The following is a 25175-nucleotide window of genomic DNA, read 5'->3' on the forward strand; positions in this document are numbered from 1 at the left end:
AGTTAGTCATCATCAATTCTATTATCATCAAACGACGATGGCAATAACTTAGGAATAAACTTAATAACCAAAGGTAAAAGTAACGCGCCACCAGGAAGCATAAAAATAGCAAGACTAGGAATAGATTTAAAAATATCTAGTAACTGGTCTTGTACTTTTTTTTGTTCGTCTTCACTTAATTCTCTAACGGTAGACTGGCTTAATAACTTAACTAATTCCTGACTTTCTTTTAATTCTTTTTGTAACCGTTTACTGTTTCTAGAAATAAGCTTACTCACCATTTTACTGGAATTAGAGTAAAAGGTTTTTACAATGTTTTTTGAGCTTAAAAGGGCAATCTTTTCTTTATGCGAACTGTAAAATAACTTAATATTGTTTATGGAATTGGTAATAATAGCATTGTCTAATTCCAAAAGTAGACCAATGTCTTGTAAAATGCTTTCTTCATTTTTATCAATATTTAAATCACTCCAAGTAGCCATACAAGCAATATCCACGATGTAATATTTTTCAAGCTTAAACGATATAGGTGTTAAGGCTTCCTTAAGACTCACTTTTTCATCTATATTATAACGTAACGATTGCTCTACAAGTTCAATTAAACTTTTATCGTATTTAGTTTTCTGTTCTTTAATATTTAAAACCTCTATAACGGTTGTTTCTATAGCTAATTCAAGGGTTTTTATATAGTCTTCAGAAATATAATCGTGTTGTAAAAATCTTTGATAGGCTAAAACATCAATAAAAAGTAAGGCATTTGTGATAAAGTAATTAAAGCTTCGCTCGATAATATTATCATCTATTTGAATACGTTTATGAATAATAGTCTCTAAAAGTGATGAAGTTTTTCGTTCGCCTAAAAATTCAGAAAAAACAGATGGTTTGTGGGCATTTATTTGTGTGTAAAAATCGATAACACTTTCTACAAAACCATTGTTTGTATTTAAGGCATTGTTATAGCAAAATTTTAAGGCAAGGAGGAAATTAATCTTACAAATCTCTTCTTCGGTAAGTTTTTCTTCACTTAAACCATCTTTTATAGTTTTTATGTTGCTACCATAAATAAAACCAACATCTCTCAACTTATAATAAAACCTTTCTAAGTCAGTATTTAGCCATACCGAGGTTTCATTGTCAAGCTTTAAAAGTTTTTTTACCCAACCGTTTGCCGAAGGATTCATAAGTGTTTTAATAAAATGTAAATATAGGTAAATTAATTTTCGCGTTATATCATATATGTAAAGTTAAAGCCATGTTAAAGCCGTATAAAAAAATATAGTCCAATACTATTTTTGTGGGTTTTAATTTTAACCAACTAACATGCAAAAGTTAATAACAGTTTTACTTTTAATTATCATTGTAAAGGCAAGTTTTTCACAAACTATTCAAGGAACAATAACTAATCTAGATAATCAACCATTACATGGTGCATATATTTATAATGTAACATCAAAAAGTCATGCGCATAGTAATGAAAAAGGAGCCTTTATTTTAAATAATACCAAGACAAACGATTCTGTTACAATTGGGCTGTTAGGTTATGAAAAAATTATCATTACTGTTAAACCATTTCATTTTAAAGAAGGCATGGTTATTGGTTTAAAAAGTAAAGCTTTTTTACTAGATGAGTTGGTGTTAACCAATAAGGTAAATGCCATGAATTCAATAGTTAAATTAGACTTAGAAACAAACCCAGTAAATTCCTCTCAAGAGATTTTAAGAAAAGTTCCAGGAATGATTATAGGGCAGCATGCTGGAGGGGGAAAAGCAGAACAAATGTTTTTACGTGGTTTTGATATTGATCATGGAACCGATGTTGCTTTAACTGTCGATGGAATGCCTGTAAACATGGTATCTCATGCTCATGGTCAAGGTTATAGCGATTTACATTTTCTTATTCCTGAAACTATAAAAAATATAGAATTTGGAAAAGGACCTTATTATGCTAATAAAGGCGATTTTGCTACTGCGGCTTATGTTGGGTTTCAAACTAAAGATAGACTTAACGATAATAATATTACATTTTCTTACGGGCAATTTAATTCATTAAGAACGTTAGGAATGTTTGATCTATTAGATAGAAATAACAAAACGCAAAATGCTTACTTAGCCATGGAGTATATTGCTACTGATGGCCCTTACAATTCCCCTCAAAACTTTAATAGATTAAATGTTTTTGGAAAATATAATACCTTATTAAACAATGGCGGTAAACTGTCATTATCGGCATCGCATTTTACTAGTCGTTGGGATGCCTCAGGGCAAATTCCACAACGAGCAGTTGATAGTGGTTTAATTTCAAGGTTTGGTGCTATAGATGATACCGAAGGTGGAAATACATCAAGATCTAATGTTAATGTGTCGTACTTTAAGTTTCTAGACGATGATATAAAAATGACTTCAAACGCTTACTATTCTCATTACGATTTTGAGCTGTATTCTAATTTCACGTTCTTTTTAGAAGATCCTGTAAATGGAGATCAAATCAAGCAAAAGGAAGACCGACATATTTTAGGATTCAATACCGAAATTGAAAAGCATCATAACTTTGGAGAAGTTGCAGCAAATTTTAGTGTTGGGGCTGGTTTACGACATGATATTGTTAACGATGTAGAATTATCACATACATTAAATAGAAAAGAAACTTTAGCATATTTACAGTTAGGCGATGTTAACCAAACCAATATGTTTGCCTACTTAAATTCGGAGTTTTTAATGGGCGATTTTAAAGTAGTGCCAGGACTTCGGTTAGATTACTTTAAGTTTATGTATAACGATGCTTTAGCAGCAAATTACAAAACGCTAAGTAATTATAAGGTAGCTTTAAGCCCTAAGTTAAATGTGTTTTATAATCAATCGGATAATTTACAATGGTTTGTAAAATCAGGCATTGGGTTTCACTCTAATGATACTCGTGTGGTGCTTCAGCAAGAAAAAGATATATTACCTAGAGCTTATGGTGTAGATGTTGGCTCTATTTGGAAACCATTTCCTAAAATGTTCTTTAACACTGCCGTTTGGTATTTACTTTCAGAACAAGAGTTTGTTTATGTAGGTGATGCTGGAATTGTAGAACCTAGTGGCGAGTCGCAACGCTACGGATTAGATGTTGGGTTGCGTTATCAATTTACAGATTGGTTATATTTTGATACCGATGCTACACTTACGCATGCACGAAGTACAGAAGCACTAGATGGAGAAGATTACATACCATTAGCTCCAGACTTTACATTAACAGGTGGTTTAGCAATACATAATTTAAAAGGATTTAATGCTGGCTTGCGTTACAGATATATTGATGATAGACCGGCAAATGAAAGTAACTCTATTGTAGCCGAAGGCTATTTTGTTACCGATGTAAATGTATCTTATACCTTAAAAAAAATAACTTTTGGAGTTAATATAGAAAATCTATTTGATGTTGATTGGAACGAAACACAATTTGCTACAGAATCAAGACTTCAAAATGAAATAAATCCTGTTGAAGAAATTCATTTTACACCAGGAACACCTTTTTTTGCTAAAGGTTATATAAGTTATAAATTCTAATAAAGAAGTATACAATTAGCTTATAAAAAGAAAAGGCTTACTAATTAGTAAGCCTTTTTAATCGTTTTTATGTTTTATATAGCCTTTTTTAGCTTTTATATATTTTCGCCACATTTTTAAGTTTAAAAAAACCAATATACAAAGTGTGATAATTTGTATGATAGCAATAAGATTTATAAGGGTTAACGGCATCATTATTAATTTGGGGTTCATTATTAAGACACCGTTTTATTTATAAAGTCACTTTAAAGTTAATTATTTAATTTAGGGACAGAAGTTTGGGTATAAAAAAAGCTACTTACATGTAATAAGCAGCTTTTAATATAAATTATATTGTGTCGTTAGCTCTTTCTTAGGTAAGTACTTACCTCAATAGCAACATCTTCCCATGTTTTACTTACGCCATCTGGGCCTTTGTGTAAATCAAAACAAACTTTGTTTAAACTTTCTAAAGCATCAAGAGCATTCCATGTTTTAAGGTCCATAGTTCCAGTAAGTGTAACGCGTCTTTCATCAGTAATGTTAATATCTAAAGGAAGATTTTCTGTAACCCCATTCATGGTAATAGAGGCAACATAATTACCATTACTAGATGTAATAGTACCGCTTATAAGTTCTGTGTCTAACATCGCACCAAAAAAGGACTCCTTTAATTTGCCATCACGTACGTCGTCATTCGTAAATAAACTACTTACAGGAATAGAAAACGTTAAATTATTTAAGGCTTCTTCTGGTGAGTTTCCAGATTTTTCGTCAAACTTTAAAACGGTAAATTCGCCACCTACAGGTGTTTTTTCAGTTGTTTTGTAAGCTGTCCATTTTACCGAAGTCGCTTCTGGCTTTACTACAAATTTTTCTGTAGTAGTTACCTCAGTGGTTGTTTCTGTACCTGTTTCTGTTTTTGTCTCTTTTTTATTGTCTTTACAGGACAATAAGCTTAATGTAAGTACTATTAAAAAGTAACTTATTTTCTTCATTTTTTGTGGTTTTTCAAGTTTTGAATAAAATTAAGGATTATCACATAAATAATAAAATTATTAACAAAGGTTTATATGACAAATATCATAGTTTGAAGTTAGGAGTACCGCTAATTTTGGCTATAAATTATTTGGTATGAGTCAACAAGAATTAATTAGGAAATATAATGTTCCTGGTCCTAGATATACAAGCTATCCAACAGTGCCTTTTTGGAATATGGACACTTTTTCATTAAAAGCCTGGAAAGCCTCTTTAAAGCAATCTTTTATTGAAAGTAATGCTAAAGAAGGTATAAGCATATATATACATTTACCATTTTGCGAAAGCCTTTGCACTTTTTGTGGTTGTAATAAACGTATTACAAAACGTCATGAAGTCGAATCGCCTTATATAACAGCGCTTTTAAAAGAATGGCAAATGTATTGCGATTTATTTGATGCCAAACCAAAAATTAAAGAGTTACATTTAGGTGGCGGTACACCAACATTCTTCTCATCAGAAAATTTAAAACGATTAATTAAAGGCTTGGTTAATAGAGCCGAATTAGCCAATAATTACGAGTTTAGCTTTGAAGGTCACCCAAATAATACCACAAAAGAACACCTTCAAACGCTTTTCGATTTAGGATTTAGACGCGTAAGTTTTGGAGTACAAGATTATAACGAAACCGTGCAGAAAGCTATTCATAGAATTCAACCTTTCGAACACGTAAAATATGTTACAGAAACAGCCAGAGAAATAGGCTATACAAGTGTTGGACACGATATTATTTTTGGCTTACCGTTTCAAACAGTGGATCATATAAAAGAAACTATAGCAAAAACAAAGCAGTTAATGCCAGATCGCATTGCCTTTTACAGTTATGCGCATACACCTTGGATAAAAGGTAATGGACAACGTGGTTTTAACGATCAAGATTTACCTAAACCAGAACAAAAACGACTGCAATACGATATAGGTAAAACATTACTTATAGAAGCGGGTTATACCGAAATAGGCATGGACCACTTTGCCTTGCCAACCGATTCGTTATACGAAGCTATGGCTAAAGAAAGTTTACACCGAAATTTTATGGGATATACCGCATCAAAAACACAAATGATGATAGGCTTAGGTGTCTCATCTATAAGTGATAGTTGGTATGGTTTTGCCCAAAATGTAAAAGGTTTAGAAGAATATTATCATTTAATAGAAGAACAGATTATACCAGTTTTTAGAGGCCATATTTTAAATAATGAAGATTTAGTAATCAGGCAGCACATTTTAAATGTAATGTGTCATAATAAAACCTCATGGAAATCTGAGCATTTAAAATTTGAAGCTTTAAACGAGACATTAAGTAAATTAGATGAAATGGTAAAAGACGGATTACTTGTTATAGAGTCTGAACGTTTAAAAATCACAACAAAAGGACGCCCTTTTGTTAGAAATGTATCTATGGCATTTGATGTTTTGTTACAACGAAAACAACCTGATAAGCCATTGTTTTCTATGACAATTTAATAAACTAAAACCTTCTTTGTAGGGTAACACAAAAAATCGTAATTTAAGCCCTACAAAAAACAATACTAAAAAATCCTAAAATCAAAAAAAATGAAAAAAATTATTGTTCCTATAGATTTCTCTAAATATTCAGAATACGCCTTAGAAGCTGCCGCTGTAATGGCCAAGCAAAACGATGGTGAAGTATTAGCTTTACACATGTTAGAGCTTTCTGAAGCTGTTTTAACCAAGGGAAGCGCAGCACAAAGTGAAGAAGCAATTTTTTACCTTAAACTAGCAGAAAAACGATTTGAAGAGTTTTTAGATCGTGATTATTTAAACGATGTTAACGTAACACCAATAGTTAAGCATTTTAAAGTGTTTAGCGAGGTTAATGATGTAGCCAAAGAACACGATGCCGATTTAATCGTTATGGGGTCTCAAGGTACCAGCGGTTTAGCCGAAATATTTGTTGGATCAAATACAGAGAAAGTTGTAAGGCATTCAGAAACTCCTGTACTAGTGTTAAAAAACAAACTAGAGTCAACAGCTTTTAAAAACGTTTTATTTGCAACCGATTTTTCTGAAGAATCTATCGATATATACAAAAAAGCGTCAAGTAAATTAGAAGGTATGGGAGCTAAGGTACATTTAGTGTATGTAAATACGCCAGGGAGCTTTTTAAATTCAACCGAAATGCGCCAGAAAGTATCTAATTTCTTAGCCGAAGCCAATGGAAATACAGATGGAATGGAAGATACTAGTTTTGTGTCTGACTATACAGTCGAGGCAGGTGTTTTAAATCATGCGAATAGTATAAATGCCGATTTAGTTGCCGTAGCAACCCACGGTAGAACTGGTATTGCACACTTTTTTGAAGGTAGTATATCTGAAGATATTGCGAACCATTCCATATTACCAGTAATGACATTTAAAATCTAAAATAATAACCATTTATTTGTGTTTTAAGCCTAAAGAGAAATCTTTAGGCTTTTTTTGTCACTGATTTTCAAGGGGCTACTATATAGTTTGATTTGTTTTTAAATAGGATAAAAAAGTCCTGTTTTATGATAAAAATCATATTTTGTCTTCTATACAACAATTACTTTTGAGTAGTTAATAATTAATTTATATATGAAAACTAAAACATCAATTATCGCGATTTTATTTGCCGTTCTAATCATAGGCTGTGGCGGCAAAGAAGAAAAGAAAAAAGAAACATTCTCCTATCAAAAGAAAAGTACCAATACAGAGCAGGTAACTACAAAAAAGGACAATGCCGAGAAACCATTGCCAGCATCTCAACGAGTAGATTTAGATAATAAAGGAGTAGGACCCATTACTTCAATTAATTTACCTGCAGATATAGATCAGTCTATGGTAGCTCATGGGCAGGAAGTTTACAAAAAAATGTGTACAGCTTGTCACAGAGCCGAAAAAAAGTTTATAGGTCCAGCACCAACAGGAATTCTAGAACGTAGAAGTCCAGAATGGATTATGAATATGATTTTAAATCCAGAGGAAATGGTTAAGAAAGATCCTTTAGCAAAAGATTTACTTATTGAGTTTAACGGCTCACCAATGGCAAACCAAAATCTTACCGAAGAGGAGGCAAGAGCAGTGCTAGAATACTTTAGAACTTTAAAATAATTAAAAATTAATATTTATGAAGTTATTTAAACAATTTTGCTTGGTTGTTATTTTTATAGGAACTCTGTTTGCCTGTAAAAATGAAAATCAACAAACAACAACGTCAGACAACAATACAGAAGTAAGCAATAAACCTGTCGAAAAAACAGGGCAAGCGTTTATAAAAGATGATGCTTCAAAACCTAATTGTCTTCAAATTGCTATAGCGTCACCAAACCATAAAACACTAGTTGCAGCCGTACAAGCTGCTCAAGTAGAAAATGCCTTAGTAAATGTTGGGCCATTAACTGTTTTTGCCCCTACAGATGATGCTTTTGCGGCTTTACCAGAAGGTACTGTCGATAATTTATTAAAGCCAGAAAATAAAGCAGATCTAGCAAACATTTTAAAATATCATGTTACACCAGGAAACTACTCTAAAGACTTTTTAACCAAATTTAAAAAGTTGGGACAAGCTAATAACGGTTATGTGCCTGTAACAGTAGAGAATGGTGAGCCCATTATTGGTGGCGCAAAAATTATAGCTAGCGTGCCAGCTGGAAATGGTGTTGTACATGTAATCGATAAGGTATTATTACCACCATCTAAAGAATAGTAAATCACTAACTCAATTAATAATGAATACAATGAAACATATTTTAAAACCAATTGCATCACTTGTAATTGTTCTTGTAACATTTACAAGTTGTAATAACACCAAAAAATCAGGTTCTAATTCTGGCGCATTATCTTCTAATGTTGCAGAGAAAGTTTTTGTAGCACCTGGAGAGCACGACGAATTTTATGCCTTTATTTCAGGAGGATATAGCGGGAACTTAACAGTTTACGGACTACCATCAGGAAGAATGTTTAAGGAAATACCTGTGTTTTCACAGTTTCCTACTTCTGGATATGGATACTCAGAAGAGACGAAACCTATGTTAAATACCTCTCATGGTTTTATACCTTGGGGAGATTCTCATCATCCAGATATTTCTCAAACTAATGGAGAAATTGATGGCCGCTTTATTTTTATAAATGAGAATAATACGCCAAGAATAGCAAAGATAGATTTACAATCGTTTGAAACAACAGAAATTATAGAAGTACCTAATAGTGCCGGAAATCATAGTTCTTCATTTGTAACAGAAAATACAGAATATGTAGTAGCAGGAACACGTTTTTCGGTGCCTATTCCACAACGTGATATGCCAATAAAAGATTACAAAGGTAATTTTCAGGGCGCCTTATCATTTATTAGTGTTGCACCAGAAACAGGCGATATGGATATAAAATTTCAAGTGTTAATGCCTGGTTTTAATTACGACTTATCGCACCCAGGACGTGGTAAATCTCACGGTTGGTTCTTTTTTACGACGTATAATACAGAAGAAGCCAACACATTATTAGAAGTTAATGCTTCACAAAATGATAAAGATTTTATTGCAGCAGTAAATTGGAAAAAAATTGAAGAATATGTAAATAACGGTGGTGGTAAAATGATGCCAGCAGAATACGCCCATAATGTTTATGATGAGCATACACATACAGCAACTTCAACTATAAAAAAAGAAGTGCGTGTAGTTAATCCTACAGATGTTCCTGGAGCTGTATTTTTCTTACCAACGCCAAAATCACCTCATGGCTGCGATGTAGATCCAACTGGAGAGTATATTGTAGGTAATGGTAAATTATCGGCTAACTTAACCGTACACTCATTTACAAAAATGCTTGATGCCATTGAAAATGAAAAGTTTGATGGAGAGGCTTATGGTATTCCAATTTTAAATTTTGAAGATGTGTTAGCTGGTACTGTTGAACAACCAGGATTAGGCCCTTTACATACCGAATTTGATGATCAAGGAAATGCTTATACAACCTTCTTTATCTCATCAGAAGTTGTAAAATGGAAAGTAGGAACTTGGGAAGTAATAGATAGAAAACCAACGTATTATTCTGTTGGACACTTAACTATTCCTGGAGGAAACTCGAGAAAACCACAAGGTAAATATATGTTTGCAATGAATAAAATTACAAAAGATAGATATTTACCAACAGGGCCAGAAATGGAGCATTCTGCACAATTGTATGATATATCTGGTGATAAAATGGAATTGCTTTTAGACTTTCCAACGCATGGAGAACCTCACTATGCAGCGGCAATGCGCGCAGATTTAATAAAAGAGCGTTCTAGAAAAATCTATAATTTGGACGAAAATAACCACCCTTATGCTGCTAAATCCGATGCAGAGACTAAAGTCGTAAGGGATGGAAACGAAGTTCATATTTATATGACAACTATAAGAAGTCACTTCTCACCAGATAACATAGAAGGTATAAAAGTTGGTGACAAAGTGTTTTTCCATGTAACTAATTTAGAACAAGATTTTGATGTACCTCATGGTTTTGCTGTGTTAGGGCAAAATACCTCAGAATTATTAATCATGCCAGGACAAACAAAAACATCTGTTTGGGAGCCCACAAAAGTAGGGGTATGGCCTTTTTATTGTACCGATTTCTGTTCAGCTTTACACCAAGAAATGCAAGGATATATTCGTGTGTCTCCAAAAAACGCTGATACACCTATAAAATGGTCTATGGGTGAAGACATAGAATAAGAAGCTTTTAGGAGAATTTTGTTTTAGTGTTTATTTTCCTATTTAAGGCGAGAGTTGTCTTTTCGCTCTCGCCTTTCTTTTAAAAAAACACTAAAGAAACACAAACAACAACATTCATGAAAAAGTCGAATATTATAATGCTTATAGCGGTTATTTTACCGTTAGGACTGTTTCTATTTCCCTTGTGGAAAATTACATTAGAAGCGCCACAATATCCTACACCATTAGGAATGTATATTCACATTAATGACTTTGCAGATGCTAATCCACACGACATTAAAAACATTAATTTAATGAATCATTATGTGGGTATGAAATATATTCCAGAAGCTATCCCAGAGTTTAAAATTTTTCCAGCAGGTATTTTAATTACATCTTTAATAGGACTTATTATAGCTTTTAAAGGAAATTACAAATGGTTCTTGTATTGGTTTATACTCATGGTTGTATTAAGTAGTGCTGGATTATATGATTTTTACCTTTGGGAGCATGACTATGGGCATAATCTAGATCCTAAAGCTATTATGAAATTTACTAATCCAGATGGAACACAAATGGGGTTTCAACCACCATTATTTGGTAGCAAGAATATTTTAAACTTTAGAGCCCATTCTTACCCGCGATTAGGCGCTTTATTTTTAGGCTTAGGTATTGCTACATCATTAATTGCTTATCTTGTAGGAAGGAAGAATAGTAAAACAACAGAGCAATAAGGAGAATATAAAAACACTAAACATGAAATCACTAAAACACTATTCAATATACATATTATTGTTGTTGTTATTTGCATGCAATGTAGCACCTAAACCTATAAACTATGGTGAGGATGGTTGCCATTTTTGTAAAATGACTATTGTTGACAAAGTTCACGCAGCCGAGATTGTAACTAAAAAAGGAAAGGTCTATAAATTTGATGCAACAGAGTGTATGGTAAATTTTATAGATGATTTTGAGACTAACGAAATTGCCTTGTACTTATCTAATAATTATTTAGAACCAGAAACTTTAATCGATGCTACTCAAGCTACTTTTCTAATTAGTGAAAATATTCCTAGTCCTATGGGAGCTTATCTGTCAGCTTTTAAAACAAAAGCAGAGGCAGAATCTGTTCAGTCTAATAAAGGCGGTACACTGTATAATTGGTCAAGCTTACAAGAGTATTTAAATAATAAATAGTTATGAAAAAATGGGGCGTTATTATATGTGCTATTTTTTTAGCTATGACAACTCATGCTCAACATATAGAGGTGTGTAGTACGTGTACTATATCTACATTAAAAGAAGCTATTAATAACGCACAGCGTTTTGATACTATAACTGTAAAACCAGGCACTTATAAAGAGCATAATATTATAGTTGATAAACCATTAATCATTAAAGGGGAAAACTACCCTGTTATAGATGGTGAGCTTAAAGGAGAGGTGTTTACTATTGTTTCCGATTCGGTAACTGTTGATGGGTTATTTATTATTAATGTAGGTACAAGTTATACAGAAGATTATGCTGCTTTAAGGGTTAAAAATAGCAAGTATTTTGTAATACAAAATCTCGTTTTAGAGAAATTATTCTTCGGCATCTATTTAGAAAAATCTAATTACGGTAAGGTATATCATAACAAAATAATAGGAAACGCCGTAGAAGAGTACAATTCTGGAAATGGTATTCAATTATGGTATAGTAATCATATTGAAATAGAACATAATTATGTAGAACGAGTGCGAGATGGCATTTATTTAGAGTTTTCAGATAATTGTTTAATTAAGAATAATGTAAGTGCTAATAATGTAAGGTATGGATTGCATTTTATGTTTTCCAATACCGATACTTATCAAGATAATACCTTCGAGAATAATGGTGCAGGTGTGGCTGTAATGTTTTCCAAGCATATAAAAATGTTTAATAATACCTTTAAAGAAAATTGGGGAACAGCATCTTATGGGATGTTACTTAAAGAAATAAACGATTCGGAAATTATAGGAAATACTTTTGAAGAAAATACCATAGGCATTAATATAGAAGGCTCTAATAGAATAACATACAGGAACAACGATTTTGTAAAAAATGGCTGGGCTATTAAAGTGCGTGGTGCTTGTTATACCAACACGTTTACTGAGAACAACTTTTTATATAATTCATTTGATATTGCTTATAACAGCAAAGTAAACGACAATGTTTTTGATAAAAACTATTGGAGTAATTACACCGGTTACGATTTAAATAAAGACGGTATTGGCGATATACCTTATAGGCCTGTTAAACTCTATTCTTACATTGTAAACCGTACACCAGAAACCATAATATTGTTACGAAGTATGTTTATAGATATTATCGATTTTTCTGAAAAAGTATCGCCTGTTTTTACACCAGATAATTTATTAGATAACAATCCACAAACAAAACGCATAACATGGTAAGTATAGAAAATCTACATAAAAGTTTTGGTAAAAATCAAGTGCTAAAAGGCGTTGATTTAAGTATTAAGAATGGTGGTATTATTGCCGTTTTAGGCCCTAATGGTTCGGGTAAAACTACCTTAATTAAGTCGGTGCTTGGTATGGTTATACCTAATAAAGGAACCATAAAAGTGCAAGGCGAAAATGTAAAGAAAAACTCAAATTACAGACATTACATAGATTATTTACCACAAATAGCAAACTTTCCTAGTAATCTAAAAGTGAAAGAACTTATTAAAATGATTAAGGATTTGCGAAAAAACACAAACAATGATCAACACTTAATAGAGCTTTTTAAACTGCAGCCTTTTTTAGATAAAAAACTAGGCAATCTTTCTGGCGGAACAAAACAAAAAGTAAACATTTTTCTAACCTTTATGTTTGATAGTCCGCTAATTATTTTAGACGAACCAACAACAGGTCTAGATCCTATTTCCTTAATACGATTAAAAAATCTTATTCAAGAAGAAAAAGCCAAAGGAAAAACCATTTTAATAACCTCGCATATTATGAGTTTTGTTGAAGAAATTTCAGATGAAATTGTCTTTCTTCTGGAAGGCAAAATTTATTTTAAAGGAACTATAACCGAATTAAAAAACAAGACCAATCAGCAAGATTTTGAACACGCTATTGCGTCTATTTTATCAGAAAATCATGCTTAAAATATTAAAATATAGTTTTTTCGATTTAATACGCAGCCGTTGGAGTTATGTGTACTTTGCATTTTACTTGTTATTGGGTGTTGTTTTACTGTTTTTAAACAACGATTTGTCCAAAGCTGTTATTACACTTATGAATGTTATTATTGTTTTAGTACCCCTTATAGGAACCATTTTTGGCGTTATGTATTATTACAATTCTAAAGAGTTTACAGAGTTACTTTTGGCACAACCTTTAAAACGATCGTCTATTTTTTTAGGACAATATTTAGGTGTGGCTATGTCGCTATCCATGAGTTTAATTTTGGGGTTAGGAATTCCGTTTGTTTTTTATGGTTTATTTAAAAGTAATGCTATCTGGGACTTTTCATTATTACTTATAACAGGTACCTTTTTAACCTTTATTTTTACTGCTTTAGCATTTAACATAGCATTATCCAACGACAATAAAATAAAAGGATTTGGCTATGCTATTTTACTATGGTTGCTTTTAGCGATTATTTACGATGGGGTATTTCTTATGAGCTTAATCTTTTTCGAAGATTACCCTTTAGATAAACTCTCTCTTATTGGCACCATGTTAAATCCTATAGATTTATCGAGAACTTTAATCCTGTTAAAATTAGATATTTCAGCATTATTAGGTTATACAGGAGCCATATTTAAACAATTTTTCGGAACCAGTTTTGGATTAATTATATCGTTTATTATGCTTATTATATGGGTAATTCTTCCTGTAATGCGAATAATGTTTAAATCTAGAAAAAAAGATTTTTAATTATGAAAACATTCAACCTTTTACTTATTGTTTTAGTTCTTTTTACGGCAAGTTGTAAAGAGAAAAACAACAACCACAACAACCACAACACAAATATTGACGTTTTAATTACAGATACTTTAAGCTTAAAATTAAATGGCAATGAGAAATGGATAGCTAATAATGAAACTCATGAAGGTATTGCAAAAATGAATACATTAATTTTAGCGTTTAACAAATCTAAAAGCAAAACATATAAAACCTTGGGAGATAATCTTTCTAAGCAAACAAATTATATTATAAAAAATTGCACCATGAAAGGTGAATCACACGATCAACTACATGTTGTGTTAGTACCAATGTTAGACCAAATATCTATTTTGCGTGATAATGAAAATGAAACCGTCTCAAAAAAAGCTTTAGATAATTTAAGCCAGCTTATTAAAACATATTACAACTATTTTAAACTCTAAAAAGTAACTTTTATCACATAAAAACTACGAGACAACACTTAAATTTGTATCATGATTAAAAGTCTAACCCAAAAAATAACGGCCTATGTTCTGGTGGTAATCCTACTAGCTCATAATATTAATACGTTAGTTATTGTGGGCGACTTTTTAGCCAATCAAGAGTTTATAGCCAAAACCTTGTGTATTCAAAAAGACAATCAACAAGGATGTAATGGGAAATGCCATTTAAAAAAGCAATTAGCAAAAAATGAAACAGGAACCGATAATAAAGCTCCAGTTCAAGAGAGTAAACGCTTAGTGTTAGATGTATTTTTTGTGTCAGGTGTAAATTCCGTTACACCGCAATTTATTTCAACTTTTTCAAACAAAAACGAAGCGTTTTATTATATGCCAATTCCTCATGAAACGCTACTTTTAGTAGATACGCCTCCACCAAATATTATATGATGCCTTCTTAACATATCTTCATTTCTAGCTTATTATAATAAGTTGGGTAAGGAGAATTATATACAAATATTTCAAAAAAAATATACCTAAAAAGATGTGGTTTTTATAAAACGACATGCTATAGGTATGCGTATAAATTAAATAAAAATGAAACTTAAATATATATTGCCAATTTTTGTTTTGGCATTGTTCAACGTAGCTTGCTCTACAGATGATAACGATGAATTTGCACCATCAACAAACGAAACACAAGGTTTAAACTTAATTCAAGAATTAGAAAACGACACGCATACAGTCGAATTGTATAATAAATCAGGGTTTTTCTATACAGGATACAACGAGGTTAGTGTACGAATAAAAGATAAAGCCACAAATACCTACATCGAAAACGCATCGCTTACTTGGATGCCACTAATGCAAATGCCAACGATGCAGCATTCGTGTCCAAATTCAAACCCGGTTAAAGTTAATGGAAAGAATACAATTTATGAAGGCGCCATTATTTATCAAATGACTAATACCGATGGTTCAGGATGGTCTTTAATACTCAATTATACAATAAATAACGTAGATTATGTGGCTACAAGTAACATAACCGTTTTACAACATACCAATCAAAACGTAGCCAGTTTTATGGGAAATGACGATAATCGTTACATCGTTGCCATGATTGAGCCTAAAAACCCCATAATTGGAAATAATGATTTAGTAGTTGGTGTTTATAAAATGGAAACGATGATGTCTTTTCCAGTTGTTGAAAATTTTATGTTGACTCTAGATCCACGTATGCCAGGTATGGGTAACCATAGCTCGCCAAACAATACCAATTTAACATTTAATCAAACCGATAATATGTACCATGCTAATTTATCGCTAACCATGACAGGCTATTGGGTGTTAAACTTAAAGCTTATTAACGATAATAATGTTGTTGTAAAGGGGGAAGACGTTACCGAAACGAACGAGCAAAGTAGCCTATACTTAGAAATAGAGTTTTAATTCATAAAAGCACATAATTATGAAAAAGCTCTTAATAATACTCGGTCTATTTTATAGTGCGTTTTCTTTTAGTCAAGACATTGTGCCTTCAATGGAAAAAGATACTACACAGTTAGATGAGGTTATTGTAATATCACAACGTAAACTTAGTAATTACCGCCAAGAAAAAACCTTATCAAGTGTAGATGATTATTTAGAAAAATCTAATCGTGTTACCATGATAAAGCGCGGAAATTATGCCTGGGAACCCACATTGAGTAACATGACTAGCGAACGTTTAAACGTTACCATAGATGGTATGCAAATATTTGGTGCATGTACCGATAAAATGGATCCCATTACCTCGTATGTTGATGTGTCTAACTTAAAAAAAGTCTCTGTTGCCTCAGGACAAGAAGGCACAGAAGATGGTCATTGTGTTGGCGGCGCTATCGATTTGCAATTACCAGAATCTAAATATTATAATTTTGGATTAAAATCGAGTGTCGATTTAGGCTATGAAACCAATGGTAATTATAAAACAGCTGGGCTAGATTTGGAATATTCTGGAAACAAGTTTTATATAAATGTCGATGGTATTTTTAGAAAATCTGATAATTATGATGCTGGCAACAACCAAGAAGTATTATACTCACAATTTCAAAAATATAATGTTTCGTTGCAAAGTGGTTATAAACTATCAGAGAATCATGAGTTGGATGCAAATATTATTTATGATAAAGCTACCAATGTTGGTTACCCCGCATTACCTATGGATGTGTCGCTAGCAGAGGCTTTAATTACATCGTTAACACATACTTTTAAAAACGATTCTACATTTATTAACTCATGGGAAACTAAGCTATATTTCAATACCATTACACACATTATGGACGATTCACAACGTCCAGATGTGCCTATTCGTATGGATATGCCAGGATGGAGCGATACGTATGGGTTTTATAGTAAAGTGAAAATTAGCGAGCATAAACATAATTTACTTTTCAATGTAAATGGCTTTTACAATCGTTCTCTTGCAGAAATGACCATGTATCCTAACAATGCCAACCAACCACTTATGTTTATGTACACTTGGCCAGATATTAGAACTTGGTATTCTGGGGTTTATGCTAAAGATACTTATGCTTTAAATAAAACATCAAATGTGTCGGCTTCGGTACGATTTGGTGTACATAACAATTCTATTGGAGAAAAGGCTGGTTTGGAAAGTTTACAAATTTTCTACCCAACATTAAGCGATTCAAAACATAGATTTTTAAAAACTATAGCTGCTGATTATCAATTTAAAAAAACGGCATTTGATGTTACTTTTGGATTAGGATACGGCGAGCGGGCACCATCGGTTAGTGAAGGTTATGGATTTTTCTTATTCAATAGTTTTGACAATTTTGATTACATAGGAAACCCATATTTAAACAATGAAAAATCTATTCAAACTAATGTAAAGACCAATTACAACCTAAAGCGTTTTAAAATTGGTATTGAAAGCTCGTATTTTTATATTCTAGATTACATTATTGGCGAGATAGATCCTACTTTAAGTGCCATGACTATTGGTGCTTCGGGAGTTAAAACATACACCGGATTAAATCATGCATCTATCTTCGATGTTTATTTAAATACATCGTATAGCATATCAAAAAAACTATTGCTTAACGCCTCGTTAGGTTATAATTATGGTCAAGGTAGTAATGACGAATCGTTGCCTCTAATAAAGCCATTTTCATATTTAGCTGAGGTGACTTATTCCACGTCAACATTTAATGCGAGTTTACAATTAGAAGGTAATGGTAACCAAAGTCGATTTAGTAGCTTTTATGGTGAGGATGAAACGCCTGCTTATGGTGTGCTAAATTTAAATTTAGGCCATGTTATAACTTTAAAAAGTAGTAAAATGGTGTTTAAATACGGTGTGGAGAATATTCTAGATGCTCAGTATTCAACCTATGCCGATTGGAATAATATCCCAAGGCAAGGGCGTAATTTTTACGTGAATGCGTCGTATGTTTTATTCTAAATAAATATTAATGATGCACAATCAGTAAGGGTAAACTTAAGCTCTTACTGATTTTTGTTGTTGAAGACTCGGCAATTAAACGCTTTAAAAAGCTTTCTTTTTCAACCATAAGTCCAATAATATCTATGTTATTTAATTGTTGGTAAGTTGAAACCGCATCGGCAAGCGCAACATTTTTAATAATATGATAATCGTACGATTTTACCTTGGTGTTTAATTGTAACTTATCAGTTTCCATTAAAGCATCGTCATGTCCAATTCTTAAAACGTGAAAATGCGTTTTGTTAATATCCAAGAATTTTAAAATTCTATCAAATTCATTGGTGTCAAGCGCATCGTATTCATCTAAAGGCAATAAAACATCTTTAAAGTTATTAAAAGAAAAATCTTCAGGAATAATAAGTGTAGGACATGATATGTTTCTTATAATTTGAAGTGTATTGGAACCAAAAACGACTTCAAAAAGGCTGGTGGCACCATCGTAGCCTGCAATAATTAAATCAATAGATTTACTATCTATCGTTTGTTTAATAGCGCTTAATAGGTTATCGTAATCAATTATTGTTGAAAATTGATGTTGATTATAAGTGTTTTGTAATTGGGTTTTATAAGCTTCTAATTGTTGTTTTTCATCTTTTAGAATAGCATCGTATACATTTTTTTTAGAGCTACTCATTAAGTCGTCCATTGTAAAACTATTGGATTTATGAACGTACATTACATGAAAATGGCATTTTTCAGCTTTAAAAAAAGCCAATGCATAATCCATAGCATTAGTTGCACTTTTAGAAAAATCGGTAAGTAGTAAAATGTGTTTCATATTTAAAATAACCTATAGTAACAAAGATATTATTTTAAGCCCAAAACAGATTTGTTTCTACAGATTATTAGATTAATTTTTAATGGCAATTTACATTGCCTGAAACCATTTCAACAGCTGGAGCAGGAGAGAGGTAAGGAATGCCTAATCCTAAGCCTCGTAAAATAAATAGAATTCCTATAATAACAACAAAAACGGGAATGGCCTTTTGTATGCGTTGTTTTATTTTGGAGTTTAAAAATTTACCTAAGTAAATAGCCGATGTCATTAAAGGAATTGTGCCTATGCCAAAAAGTGTCATATATAAAACGCCTTCGGTAACCGTACTACTTACTAAACTGCCAAAAACAGCCATATAAACTAAGCCGCAAGGTAAAAATCCATTAAGAAAACCAATAGTAAAAAAGGTGTCGGCCGTTTTTCTTTTTAAAGCCATACCTAGTTTACTCTTTACTTTAGATATAAGTTTGTGTAATGGTTTTGAAGCGTTGTACTTACTTATAGTTTTATAGGGAAGCACTGCAATAATAATCATTAAAACACCTATTATTATGGATAGTTGTTGTTGTAATCCAAAAATGTAAAGGTTTCTGCCAATAAGTCCAAAAAATAAACCAATAGTGCTGTAAGCCAAAAGCCTTCCTATGTGGTAAGTTGTAATTTGACTGACTTTTTTTATGGAGTTGCTTCTATCTACAGGAAGCATAAAAGCAATTGGTCCGCACATACCAACACAATGAAAACTGCCTAATAGACCTAATATGAATGCAGACCAAAGCATGTTTAGTATATAATTTCTTTTTTGTAGCGGTAGGGTATTTTATTATATTGCCAATCTATAATAATGTTCCAACGACCATCCAACAAACGGTTGTCAGGTATGAGCAAATTGTGGTTTGACAAAGAAATAGGTGTTTCGAAGTCAAATTGTTTGTTAGATGGTCTATATAGGAACACTTTTCCTGTTATGTTTGAAATATCAAGGTCTTTAGGGAAAGTTATGGTAATTCCTTCTTCAGATTTTTCCCAAGTAATATCTTCTTTTAACTTTTTTGAGTTTTGTTCGCTATCAATGTTATTTTGCAACTGAAGTTCTTGTTTGTAATAATCTTCGGTTACTAAATCGTGATTGTATTTTTCGTTTGTACTCATGGTTATAACAAAGTACATGATAAAGCTTATAAAGCCTATAAAAGCCAATACAATTCCTGTTCCCCAATTAAATTTCATAGCATTTTGTTTTTAATGGTAACTTCTTGGGCCTAAAAAGTTAACGGTTGTGGTTTCAATAATTTTGTCGTGGCTATACACATCGATGGTTAGCTTGTTTTTATCGCCTTTTAAATCGGTTTTCTTTATTTCTATAAATAAGGTGCCTTCAGCAATACCTTGCTTTGGTACTATAAAGTCGTCTATTGTAGAAACAAGTTTAATCTCCCCATCAAAATTTCTAAGTTTAAAGCTTACGTTATCTATTTCTTTAGTTGTTTTATTAACTAATTTGTAGGTGAATACATTGCTAATCATATTGTTGTCTTTACGTTCGTAAAGTTGGCCAGGTAGTCGTAAAACTCTAGCTTCAACATCATTTCTTAATAGTAACATGCCGGTTAAAATGCCTATTAAAATAGTAAGAACAGCAATATAACCTTTCATTCTAGCGGTAAGCTTGAATTTTTCTTTCTTTTCTATTTCGTTTTCGCTAGCATATCTAATTAATCCTTTTGGTAAATTAATGCTTTCCATAATATGATCGCACTCATCTATACAGGCTGTACAGTTTACACACTCTAGTTGCGTTCCGTTACGAATATCTATTCCTGTAGGGCAAACGTGTACACATTGTAGGCAGTCTATACAATCGCCGTGTCCTAGTGCTTCGCGATCTTCATTTTTACGGAATTTTTTTCGTCCATTTTTGCCTTCACCGCGTTTATGGTCGTATGCTACAATAACCGATTTATTATCTAAAAGCACCCCTTGTAACCTTCCGTAAGGACATGCGATAATACAAACTTGCTCTCTAAACCAAGCAAATATAAAGTAGAAAACACCTGTGAAAATTAGCAACGGAAAAAGCGTACTTAAATGATTTGCTGGACCATCGGTTATATATTGGATTAACTTATCGCTACCAATTAAGTAGGCTAAAAATATATTAGCAATGAGAAACGAAATAACCAAAAAGATAAACCATTTTAAAAGGCGTTTTCTTATTTTTTCGGCATCCCATTTTTGGCGTGCTAATTTACGTTGTTTGTTTCTATCGCCATCTATCCAGTATTCAATACGTCTAAAAACCATTTCCATAAAAATGGTTTGTGGACAAATCCAACCGCAGAAAATACGACCAAAACCAACAGTGAATAACGTAATAAAAACAACCCCAATAATCATTGAAATGACAAACAGATGAAAATCTTGTGGCCAAAACGGAAACCCAAAAATATTGAAACGGCGCTCTAGCACGTTAAACATTAAAAACTGATTACCATTAATTTTAATGAAGGGTGCAGCAAATAAGAATGCCAATAAAAAGTAGCTTACTATTTTTCGACGTTCGTAATATTTACCACTTGGTTTTTTAGGAAATATCCATGCACGTTTACCTTCATCGGTAATTGTACCAATAGAATCTCTAAAGTTTTCGTTATTTTCGGTCTGTTTGCTCATTTAAAGAGGGCTAATTTACAGTTGTTGAGTCTGTTTCAACAGTTGCTTCTGTAGCGTTTTCTGGAGTACCTGTTTCTTCAGGAGTTGTGTTTTCTGTCACCCAAAGATCTCCTTCGGCTTCTTTTGGTTCGGCAGGTGTAGTGCCTTGAAATGTTAACACATAACTAGCTACTTGCGCAATTTCAGAGGGTTTTAAATTTTGTTTCCAGGCAATCATACCTTTTCCGTCACGACCACCTTCAGAAACTGTTTTAAACACATTTTTTATTCCGCCACCTAAAATCCAATATTCGTCGGTTAGGTTTGGACCAATACCACCGCCGCCATCTGCTTTATGGCAAGCCACACAATTTGTGGTAAAAATGGCTTCACCAGCTTTTAGGTCTGAGACATCGGTAAGAACTTCTACAGTGGTAAAATCAACTAAATCTTTAGCTGTTTTTTTATATTCTTCGATAGCTATTTTAGCTTCGGCGTATTCTTGTTCTAATTCGTCGTATTGGCTATCTCCATTAAACACGTGATATTTTAATAAATACACGGCTGCAAATATTATCGATGCATAGAAACTGTATAACCACCATGGTGGAAGCGAATTATCTAGTTCCTTAATACCATCGTAATTATGATCGAGAATAATTTCGTGTTCTTCTTCGATAGGTTTGGATCCTAAAGACTTTTTATAAGTATCTTGAATCCATTTAATGAACTTAGGTGTTTTGTTTTTTTGTGCAACATACCTCGCTTTAGCTTCTTCATCTAAACTTTGGTAAAGCACATTGTCCATGGCGCCTACAATACCTTCAATAGCAATTAAAATAAGTAGTACTAGTAGTAAAAATAAACCTACCATTGGATGCTCTATAAAGGCGGGTTTATCGCCAGAATCTATTACGTATTCGGCTAATGCTGCAATGGCAAAAAACACCAGTGGAACTCTTAGCCAGGATGGAAAATATTGTCTCATAGTATTAGTCGTTTTTATTATCTAATGGTAAGTTACTTACTGTATCGATATAATCTTTTTTTGCTGTTACAACCCACCAAAAAAGGGCTACAAAAAAGAGAAAGAATATAAGTAAGGAGATTAAAGGATATATTTCTATACCTGTAATACTCTCTAAATGATTTTTTACAAATTTGAGCATGACTTATTGGTTTTGTGTTGTTAATTGATCTTCTAATTCTTGTACTTTAATGTCTGTTCCAAGACGTTGTAAGTAAGCTATTAATGCTGTAATTTCTCTATTTCGCATTTCAACAAATTCACTGCCAGCGGCTTTTTTATCGGCTTCGTAACTTTCAGCAAAATCTGGGTCTGTATATAAATTTTTCTCAATTTGAGTCCCTTGTTCTAACATACTTTGTTGTGCATTAGCAATGTCTTCTTCAGTATAAGGAACACCTAACTTCACCATGGTTTCCATTTTAGCTTCTGTCATAGACTTGTCTAATTCATTTCTAATTAACCATTGGTATGCAGGCATGATAGAACCTGATGAGGTACTTTGTGGATCATACATATGATTTAAGTGCCAGTTGTCGGAGTATTTACCACCAACTCGGTGTAAGTCTGGTCCCGTACGTTTACTTCCCCAAAGGAAAGGGTGATCGTAAACAAATTCGCCAGCTTTAGAGTAATCGCCATAACGTTCTACCTCACTTCTAAAAGGCCGAATCATTTGCGAGTGACAGCTTACACAACCTTCGCGGATGTATATATCACGACCTTCTAGCTCTAGAGGAGTATATGGTTTTACGCTCGCTATGGTTGGAACATTAGATTTTACTATAATAGTTGGAATAATTTGAATAATTCCACCGATAAGGATTGTAATTGTGGCTAATATGGTTAATTGTATTGGTTTACGTTCTAACCATGTGTGAAACCCTTCGCCAGCAATGCGTCTTTTAGACACACGTTGTAATGCAGGAGCTTCGGCAAGTTCGTCATTAACTTTGCTTCCATTTTTAATGGTAACAATAATGTTGTAGGCAAGGATAAACATACCAACAATATAAAGTGAACCACCAATGGCTCTCATCCAGTACATTGGAATAATTTCAGATACCGTTTCTAAGAAGTTTCCATATACCAATGTTCCGTCTGGGTTAAATTGTTTCCACATACTAGCTTGTGTAAATCCAGCAACATACATAGGTAGCGCATACATGATAATACCTAATGTTCCAATCCAGAAGTGAAAATTGGCTAGTTTAGTAGAGAACAGTTTGGTTTTAAACAATCTTGGTACTAACCAATATATCATACCAAAAGCTAGGAAGCCATTCCATGCTAATGCCCCTACGTGTACGTGTGCAATAATCCAATCTGTAAAATGGCCAATAGCATTGACGTTTTTAAGAGACAGCATTGGGCCTTCAAAAGTAGCCATACCATATCCAGTAATAGCAACCACCATAAATTTTAATACAGGATCTACACGTACTTTATCCCAAGCACCACGAAGCGTTAACAATCCGTTAATCATACCACCCCAAGATGGCATTAATAACATGACAGAGAATGCTACCCCTAAATTTTGTGCCCATTCGGGTAATGCAGTGTACAATAAATGGTGAGGACCAGCCCAGATATAGATAAAGATTAATGACCAAAAGTGTACAATGGATAGTCTATAGGAATAAATAGGTCTATCTGCTGCCTTAGGAACAAAATAGTACATTAATCCTAAGAAAGGTGTGGTTAAAAAGAAAGCCACTGCATTATGGCCATACCACCATTGCACTAATGCATCTTGCACTCCAGCATAAACCGAGTAGCTTTTCATAGCGCTTACAGGAAGCTCTAAACTATTAAAAATATGAAGTACCGCAACGGTAACAAAAGTGGCTAAGTAAAACCAAATAGCTACGTACATATGGCGTTGACGGCGTTTTAAAATGGTACCAATTAAGTTCCACCCAAAAGCAACCCAAACAACTGCTATAGCAATATCGAAAGGCCATTCTAGCTCGGCATATTCTTTACTTGTAGTAAAGCCTAGTGGTAGCGATATAGCCGCACCAACAATAATTAATTGCCATCCCCAAAAGTTAATGTTACTTAACGCATCACTAAACATTCTAGCTTTTAATAAGCGTTGGGAGGAGTAATATACTCCAGCAAAAATGGCATTACCTACAAAGGCAAAAATTACGGCATTTGTGTGTAAAGGTCTTAAACGACCAAAGCTTAACCACGAAATACCATCGGTAAGGTTAGGGAACAAGAACATAAAGGCTAAGAGTAAGCCGACAGCCATTCCTACAACACCCCAAATAATGGTGGCGTATAAGAATTTTTTAACAATCTTGTTGTCGTAATAAAATTGTTGTACTTCCATAATAGTTAATTAGACTTTTGTTTTTTAATGGTTTTGTTAGGTTTAGTTTTAACCAATTCGTCTTCGAATAGTATGCGCACAGAAGGTGTGTAATCATCATCGTATTGTCCAGATTTAACAGCTTTTATAAAAGCAATAAAGAATAATACAGCAATGATTATGCTTATTGTAAGTAATACGTAAATAACACTCATACCTAATTGAAGTTATAGTTCAAAAATACTTTCAGATAGTTTCTTAAAAGATGATATTTGTCATGTTTGATTTTTTTTTT

At 32.9% G+C, this 25175-nt stretch carries 25 protein-coding genes; 15 read left to right on the forward strand and 10 right to left on the reverse strand.

The window, feature by feature from the left end; translation table 11 throughout:
- Positions 1-2: 2 nt before the first annotated feature.
- A complete protein-coding gene (locus tag EJA19_RS10080) occupies positions 3-1181 on the reverse strand; it encodes an LETM1-related biofilm-associated protein (RefSeq protein WP_125468244.1) in 1179 nt (392 codons plus the stop codon).
- Positions 1182-1320: 139 nt separating this feature from the next.
- Between EJA19_RS10080 and EJA19_RS10085 the strand changes: the two genes are divergently transcribed.
- The gene (locus EJA19_RS10085; protein ID WP_125468245.1) at positions 1321-3549 is read left to right on the forward strand and encodes a TonB-dependent receptor; all 2229 of its coding nucleotides are present in this window, start codon (positions 1321-1323) and stop codon (positions 3547-3549) included.
- Between the two features lie 341 nt (positions 3550-3890).
- Here EJA19_RS10085 and EJA19_RS10090 read toward each other — a convergent pair whose 3' ends face one another.
- Positions 3891-4526, reverse strand: coding sequence for a YceI family protein (locus tag EJA19_RS10090; protein ID WP_125468246.1), 636 nt, complete (start codon positions 4524-4526; stop codon positions 3891-3893).
- A gap of 136 nt (positions 4527-4662) precedes the next feature.
- Between EJA19_RS10090 and hemN the strand changes: the two genes are divergently transcribed.
- The 14 genes from hemN (at position 4663) to EJA19_RS10160 (ending at position 18061) form a co-directional block, all read left to right on the forward strand.
- Positions 4663-6030, forward strand: coding sequence for an oxygen-independent coproporphyrinogen III oxidase (gene hemN / locus EJA19_RS10095; protein ID WP_125468247.1), 1368 nt, complete (start codon positions 4663-4665; stop codon positions 6028-6030).
- 90 nt (positions 6031-6120) lie between these two features.
- Positions 6121-6951 carry a universal stress protein gene (locus EJA19_RS10100; RefSeq protein ID WP_125468248.1) on the forward strand — a complete coding sequence of 277 codons (831 nt, stop codon included), beginning with the start codon at positions 6121-6123 and terminating at the stop codon, positions 6949-6951.
- 192 nt (positions 6952-7143) lie between these two features.
- Positions 7144-7659, forward strand: coding sequence for a c-type cytochrome (locus EJA19_RS10105; protein WP_125468249.1), 516 nt, complete (start codon positions 7144-7146; stop codon positions 7657-7659).
- Positions 7660-7675: 16 nt separating this feature from the next.
- On the forward strand, positions 7676-8254 hold the full coding sequence (locus EJA19_RS10110) for a fasciclin domain-containing protein (protein ID WP_125468250.1): 579 nt from the start codon (positions 7676-7678) through the stop codon (positions 8252-8254).
- 31 nt (positions 8255-8285) lie between these two features.
- On the forward strand, positions 8286-10256 hold the full coding sequence (gene nosZ / locus EJA19_RS10115; RefSeq protein ID WP_125468251.1) for a Sec-dependent nitrous-oxide reductase: 1971 nt from the start codon (positions 8286-8288) through the stop codon (positions 10254-10256).
- A 116-nt stretch (positions 10257-10372) separates the two neighbouring features.
- Positions 10373-10969 (forward strand): hypothetical protein, encoded by a 597-nt coding sequence (locus EJA19_RS10120; protein WP_170160054.1) that lies wholly within the window; start codon positions 10373-10375, stop codon positions 10967-10969.
- Positions 10970-10991: 22 nt separating this feature from the next.
- A complete protein-coding gene (locus tag EJA19_RS10125) occupies positions 10992-11432 on the forward strand; it encodes a nitrous oxide reductase accessory protein NosL (RefSeq protein WP_125468252.1) in 441 nt (146 codons plus the stop codon).
- A gap of 2 nt (positions 11433-11434) precedes the next feature.
- Positions 11435-12670: a nitrous oxide reductase family maturation protein NosD gene (locus EJA19_RS10130; protein ID WP_125468253.1), complete on the forward strand. Its 1236-nt coding sequence runs from the start codon at positions 11435-11437 to the stop codon at positions 12668-12670.
- Positions 12664-13371, forward strand: a complete 708-nt coding sequence (locus EJA19_RS10135; protein WP_125468254.1) for an ABC transporter ATP-binding protein — start codon at positions 12664-12666, stop codon at positions 13369-13371. The genes EJA19_RS10130 and EJA19_RS10135 overlap by 7 nt, the downstream gene beginning before the upstream one ends.
- Entirely contained in the window at positions 13364-14146 is a 783-nt protein-coding gene (locus EJA19_RS10140; RefSeq protein WP_125468255.1) for an ABC transporter permease, read from the forward strand. Before EJA19_RS10135 ends, EJA19_RS10140 begins: the two co-directional genes overlap by 8 nt.
- 2 nt (positions 14147-14148) lie before the next feature.
- Positions 14149-14598, forward strand: coding sequence for a hypothetical protein (locus EJA19_RS10145; RefSeq protein ID WP_125468256.1), 450 nt, complete (start codon positions 14149-14151; stop codon positions 14596-14598).
- Positions 14599-14649: 51 nt separating this feature from the next.
- A complete protein-coding gene (locus EJA19_RS10150; protein WP_125468257.1) occupies positions 14650-15045 on the forward strand; it encodes a hypothetical protein in 396 nt (131 codons plus the stop codon).
- Between the two features lie 147 nt (positions 15046-15192).
- Entirely contained in the window at positions 15193-16044 is an 852-nt protein-coding gene (locus EJA19_RS10155) for a hypothetical protein (protein ID WP_125468258.1), read from the forward strand.
- A gap of 19 nt (positions 16045-16063) precedes the next feature.
- Positions 16064-18061 carry a TonB-copper family protein gene (locus EJA19_RS10160; protein ID WP_125468259.1) on the forward strand — a complete coding sequence of 666 codons (1998 nt, stop codon included), beginning with the start codon at positions 16064-16066 and terminating at the stop codon, positions 18059-18061.
- 7 nt (positions 18062-18068) lie between these two features.
- Here the strand turns inward: EJA19_RS10160 and EJA19_RS10165 are convergent, their stop codons facing one another.
- From EJA19_RS10165 to ccoS, 8 genes are all read right to left on the reverse strand, one after another.
- The gene (locus EJA19_RS10165; protein ID WP_125468260.1) at positions 18069-18881 is read right to left on the reverse strand and encodes a universal stress protein; all 813 of its coding nucleotides are present in this window, start codon (positions 18879-18881) and stop codon (positions 18069-18071) included.
- Positions 18882-18960: 79 nt separating this feature from the next.
- On the reverse strand, positions 18961-19662 hold the full coding sequence (locus EJA19_RS10170) for a sulfite exporter TauE/SafE family protein (protein ID WP_125468261.1): 702 nt from the start codon (positions 19660-19662) through the stop codon (positions 18961-18963).
- Between the two features lie 2 nt (positions 19663-19664).
- A complete protein-coding gene (locus EJA19_RS10175; RefSeq protein WP_125468262.1) occupies positions 19665-20111 on the reverse strand; it encodes a FixH family protein in 447 nt (148 codons plus the stop codon).
- 12 nt (positions 20112-20123) lie between these two features.
- Complete coding sequence (gene ccoG / locus EJA19_RS10180) at positions 20124-21554, reverse strand: cytochrome c oxidase accessory protein CcoG (protein WP_125468263.1); 1431 nt, start codon at positions 21552-21554, stop codon at positions 20124-20126.
- 10 nt (positions 21555-21564) lie between these two features.
- Positions 21565-22521, reverse strand: a complete 957-nt coding sequence (locus EJA19_RS10185; RefSeq protein ID WP_125468264.1) for a cbb3-type cytochrome c oxidase N-terminal domain-containing protein — start codon at positions 22519-22521, stop codon at positions 21565-21567.
- Positions 22522-22525: 4 nt separating this feature from the next.
- Positions 22526-22702, reverse strand: coding sequence for a CcoQ/FixQ family Cbb3-type cytochrome c oxidase assembly chaperone (locus tag EJA19_RS10190; RefSeq protein WP_125468265.1), 177 nt, complete (start codon positions 22700-22702; stop codon positions 22526-22528).
- Between the two features lie 3 nt (positions 22703-22705).
- Positions 22706-24901, reverse strand: a complete 2196-nt coding sequence (gene ccoN / locus EJA19_RS10195) for a cytochrome-c oxidase, cbb3-type subunit I (RefSeq protein ID WP_125468266.1) — start codon at positions 24899-24901, stop codon at positions 22706-22708.
- A 5-nt stretch (positions 24902-24906) separates the two neighbouring features.
- A complete protein-coding gene (gene ccoS / locus EJA19_RS10200) occupies positions 24907-25095 on the reverse strand; it encodes a cbb3-type cytochrome oxidase assembly protein CcoS (RefSeq protein WP_125468267.1) in 189 nt (62 codons plus the stop codon).
- Positions 25096-25175: the final 80 nt, after the last annotated feature.

Source organism: Mangrovimonas spongiae (assembly GCF_003944795.1).
Classification (GTDB): domain Bacteria; phylum Bacteroidota; class Bacteroidia; order Flavobacteriales; family Flavobacteriaceae; genus Mangrovimonas; species Mangrovimonas spongiae.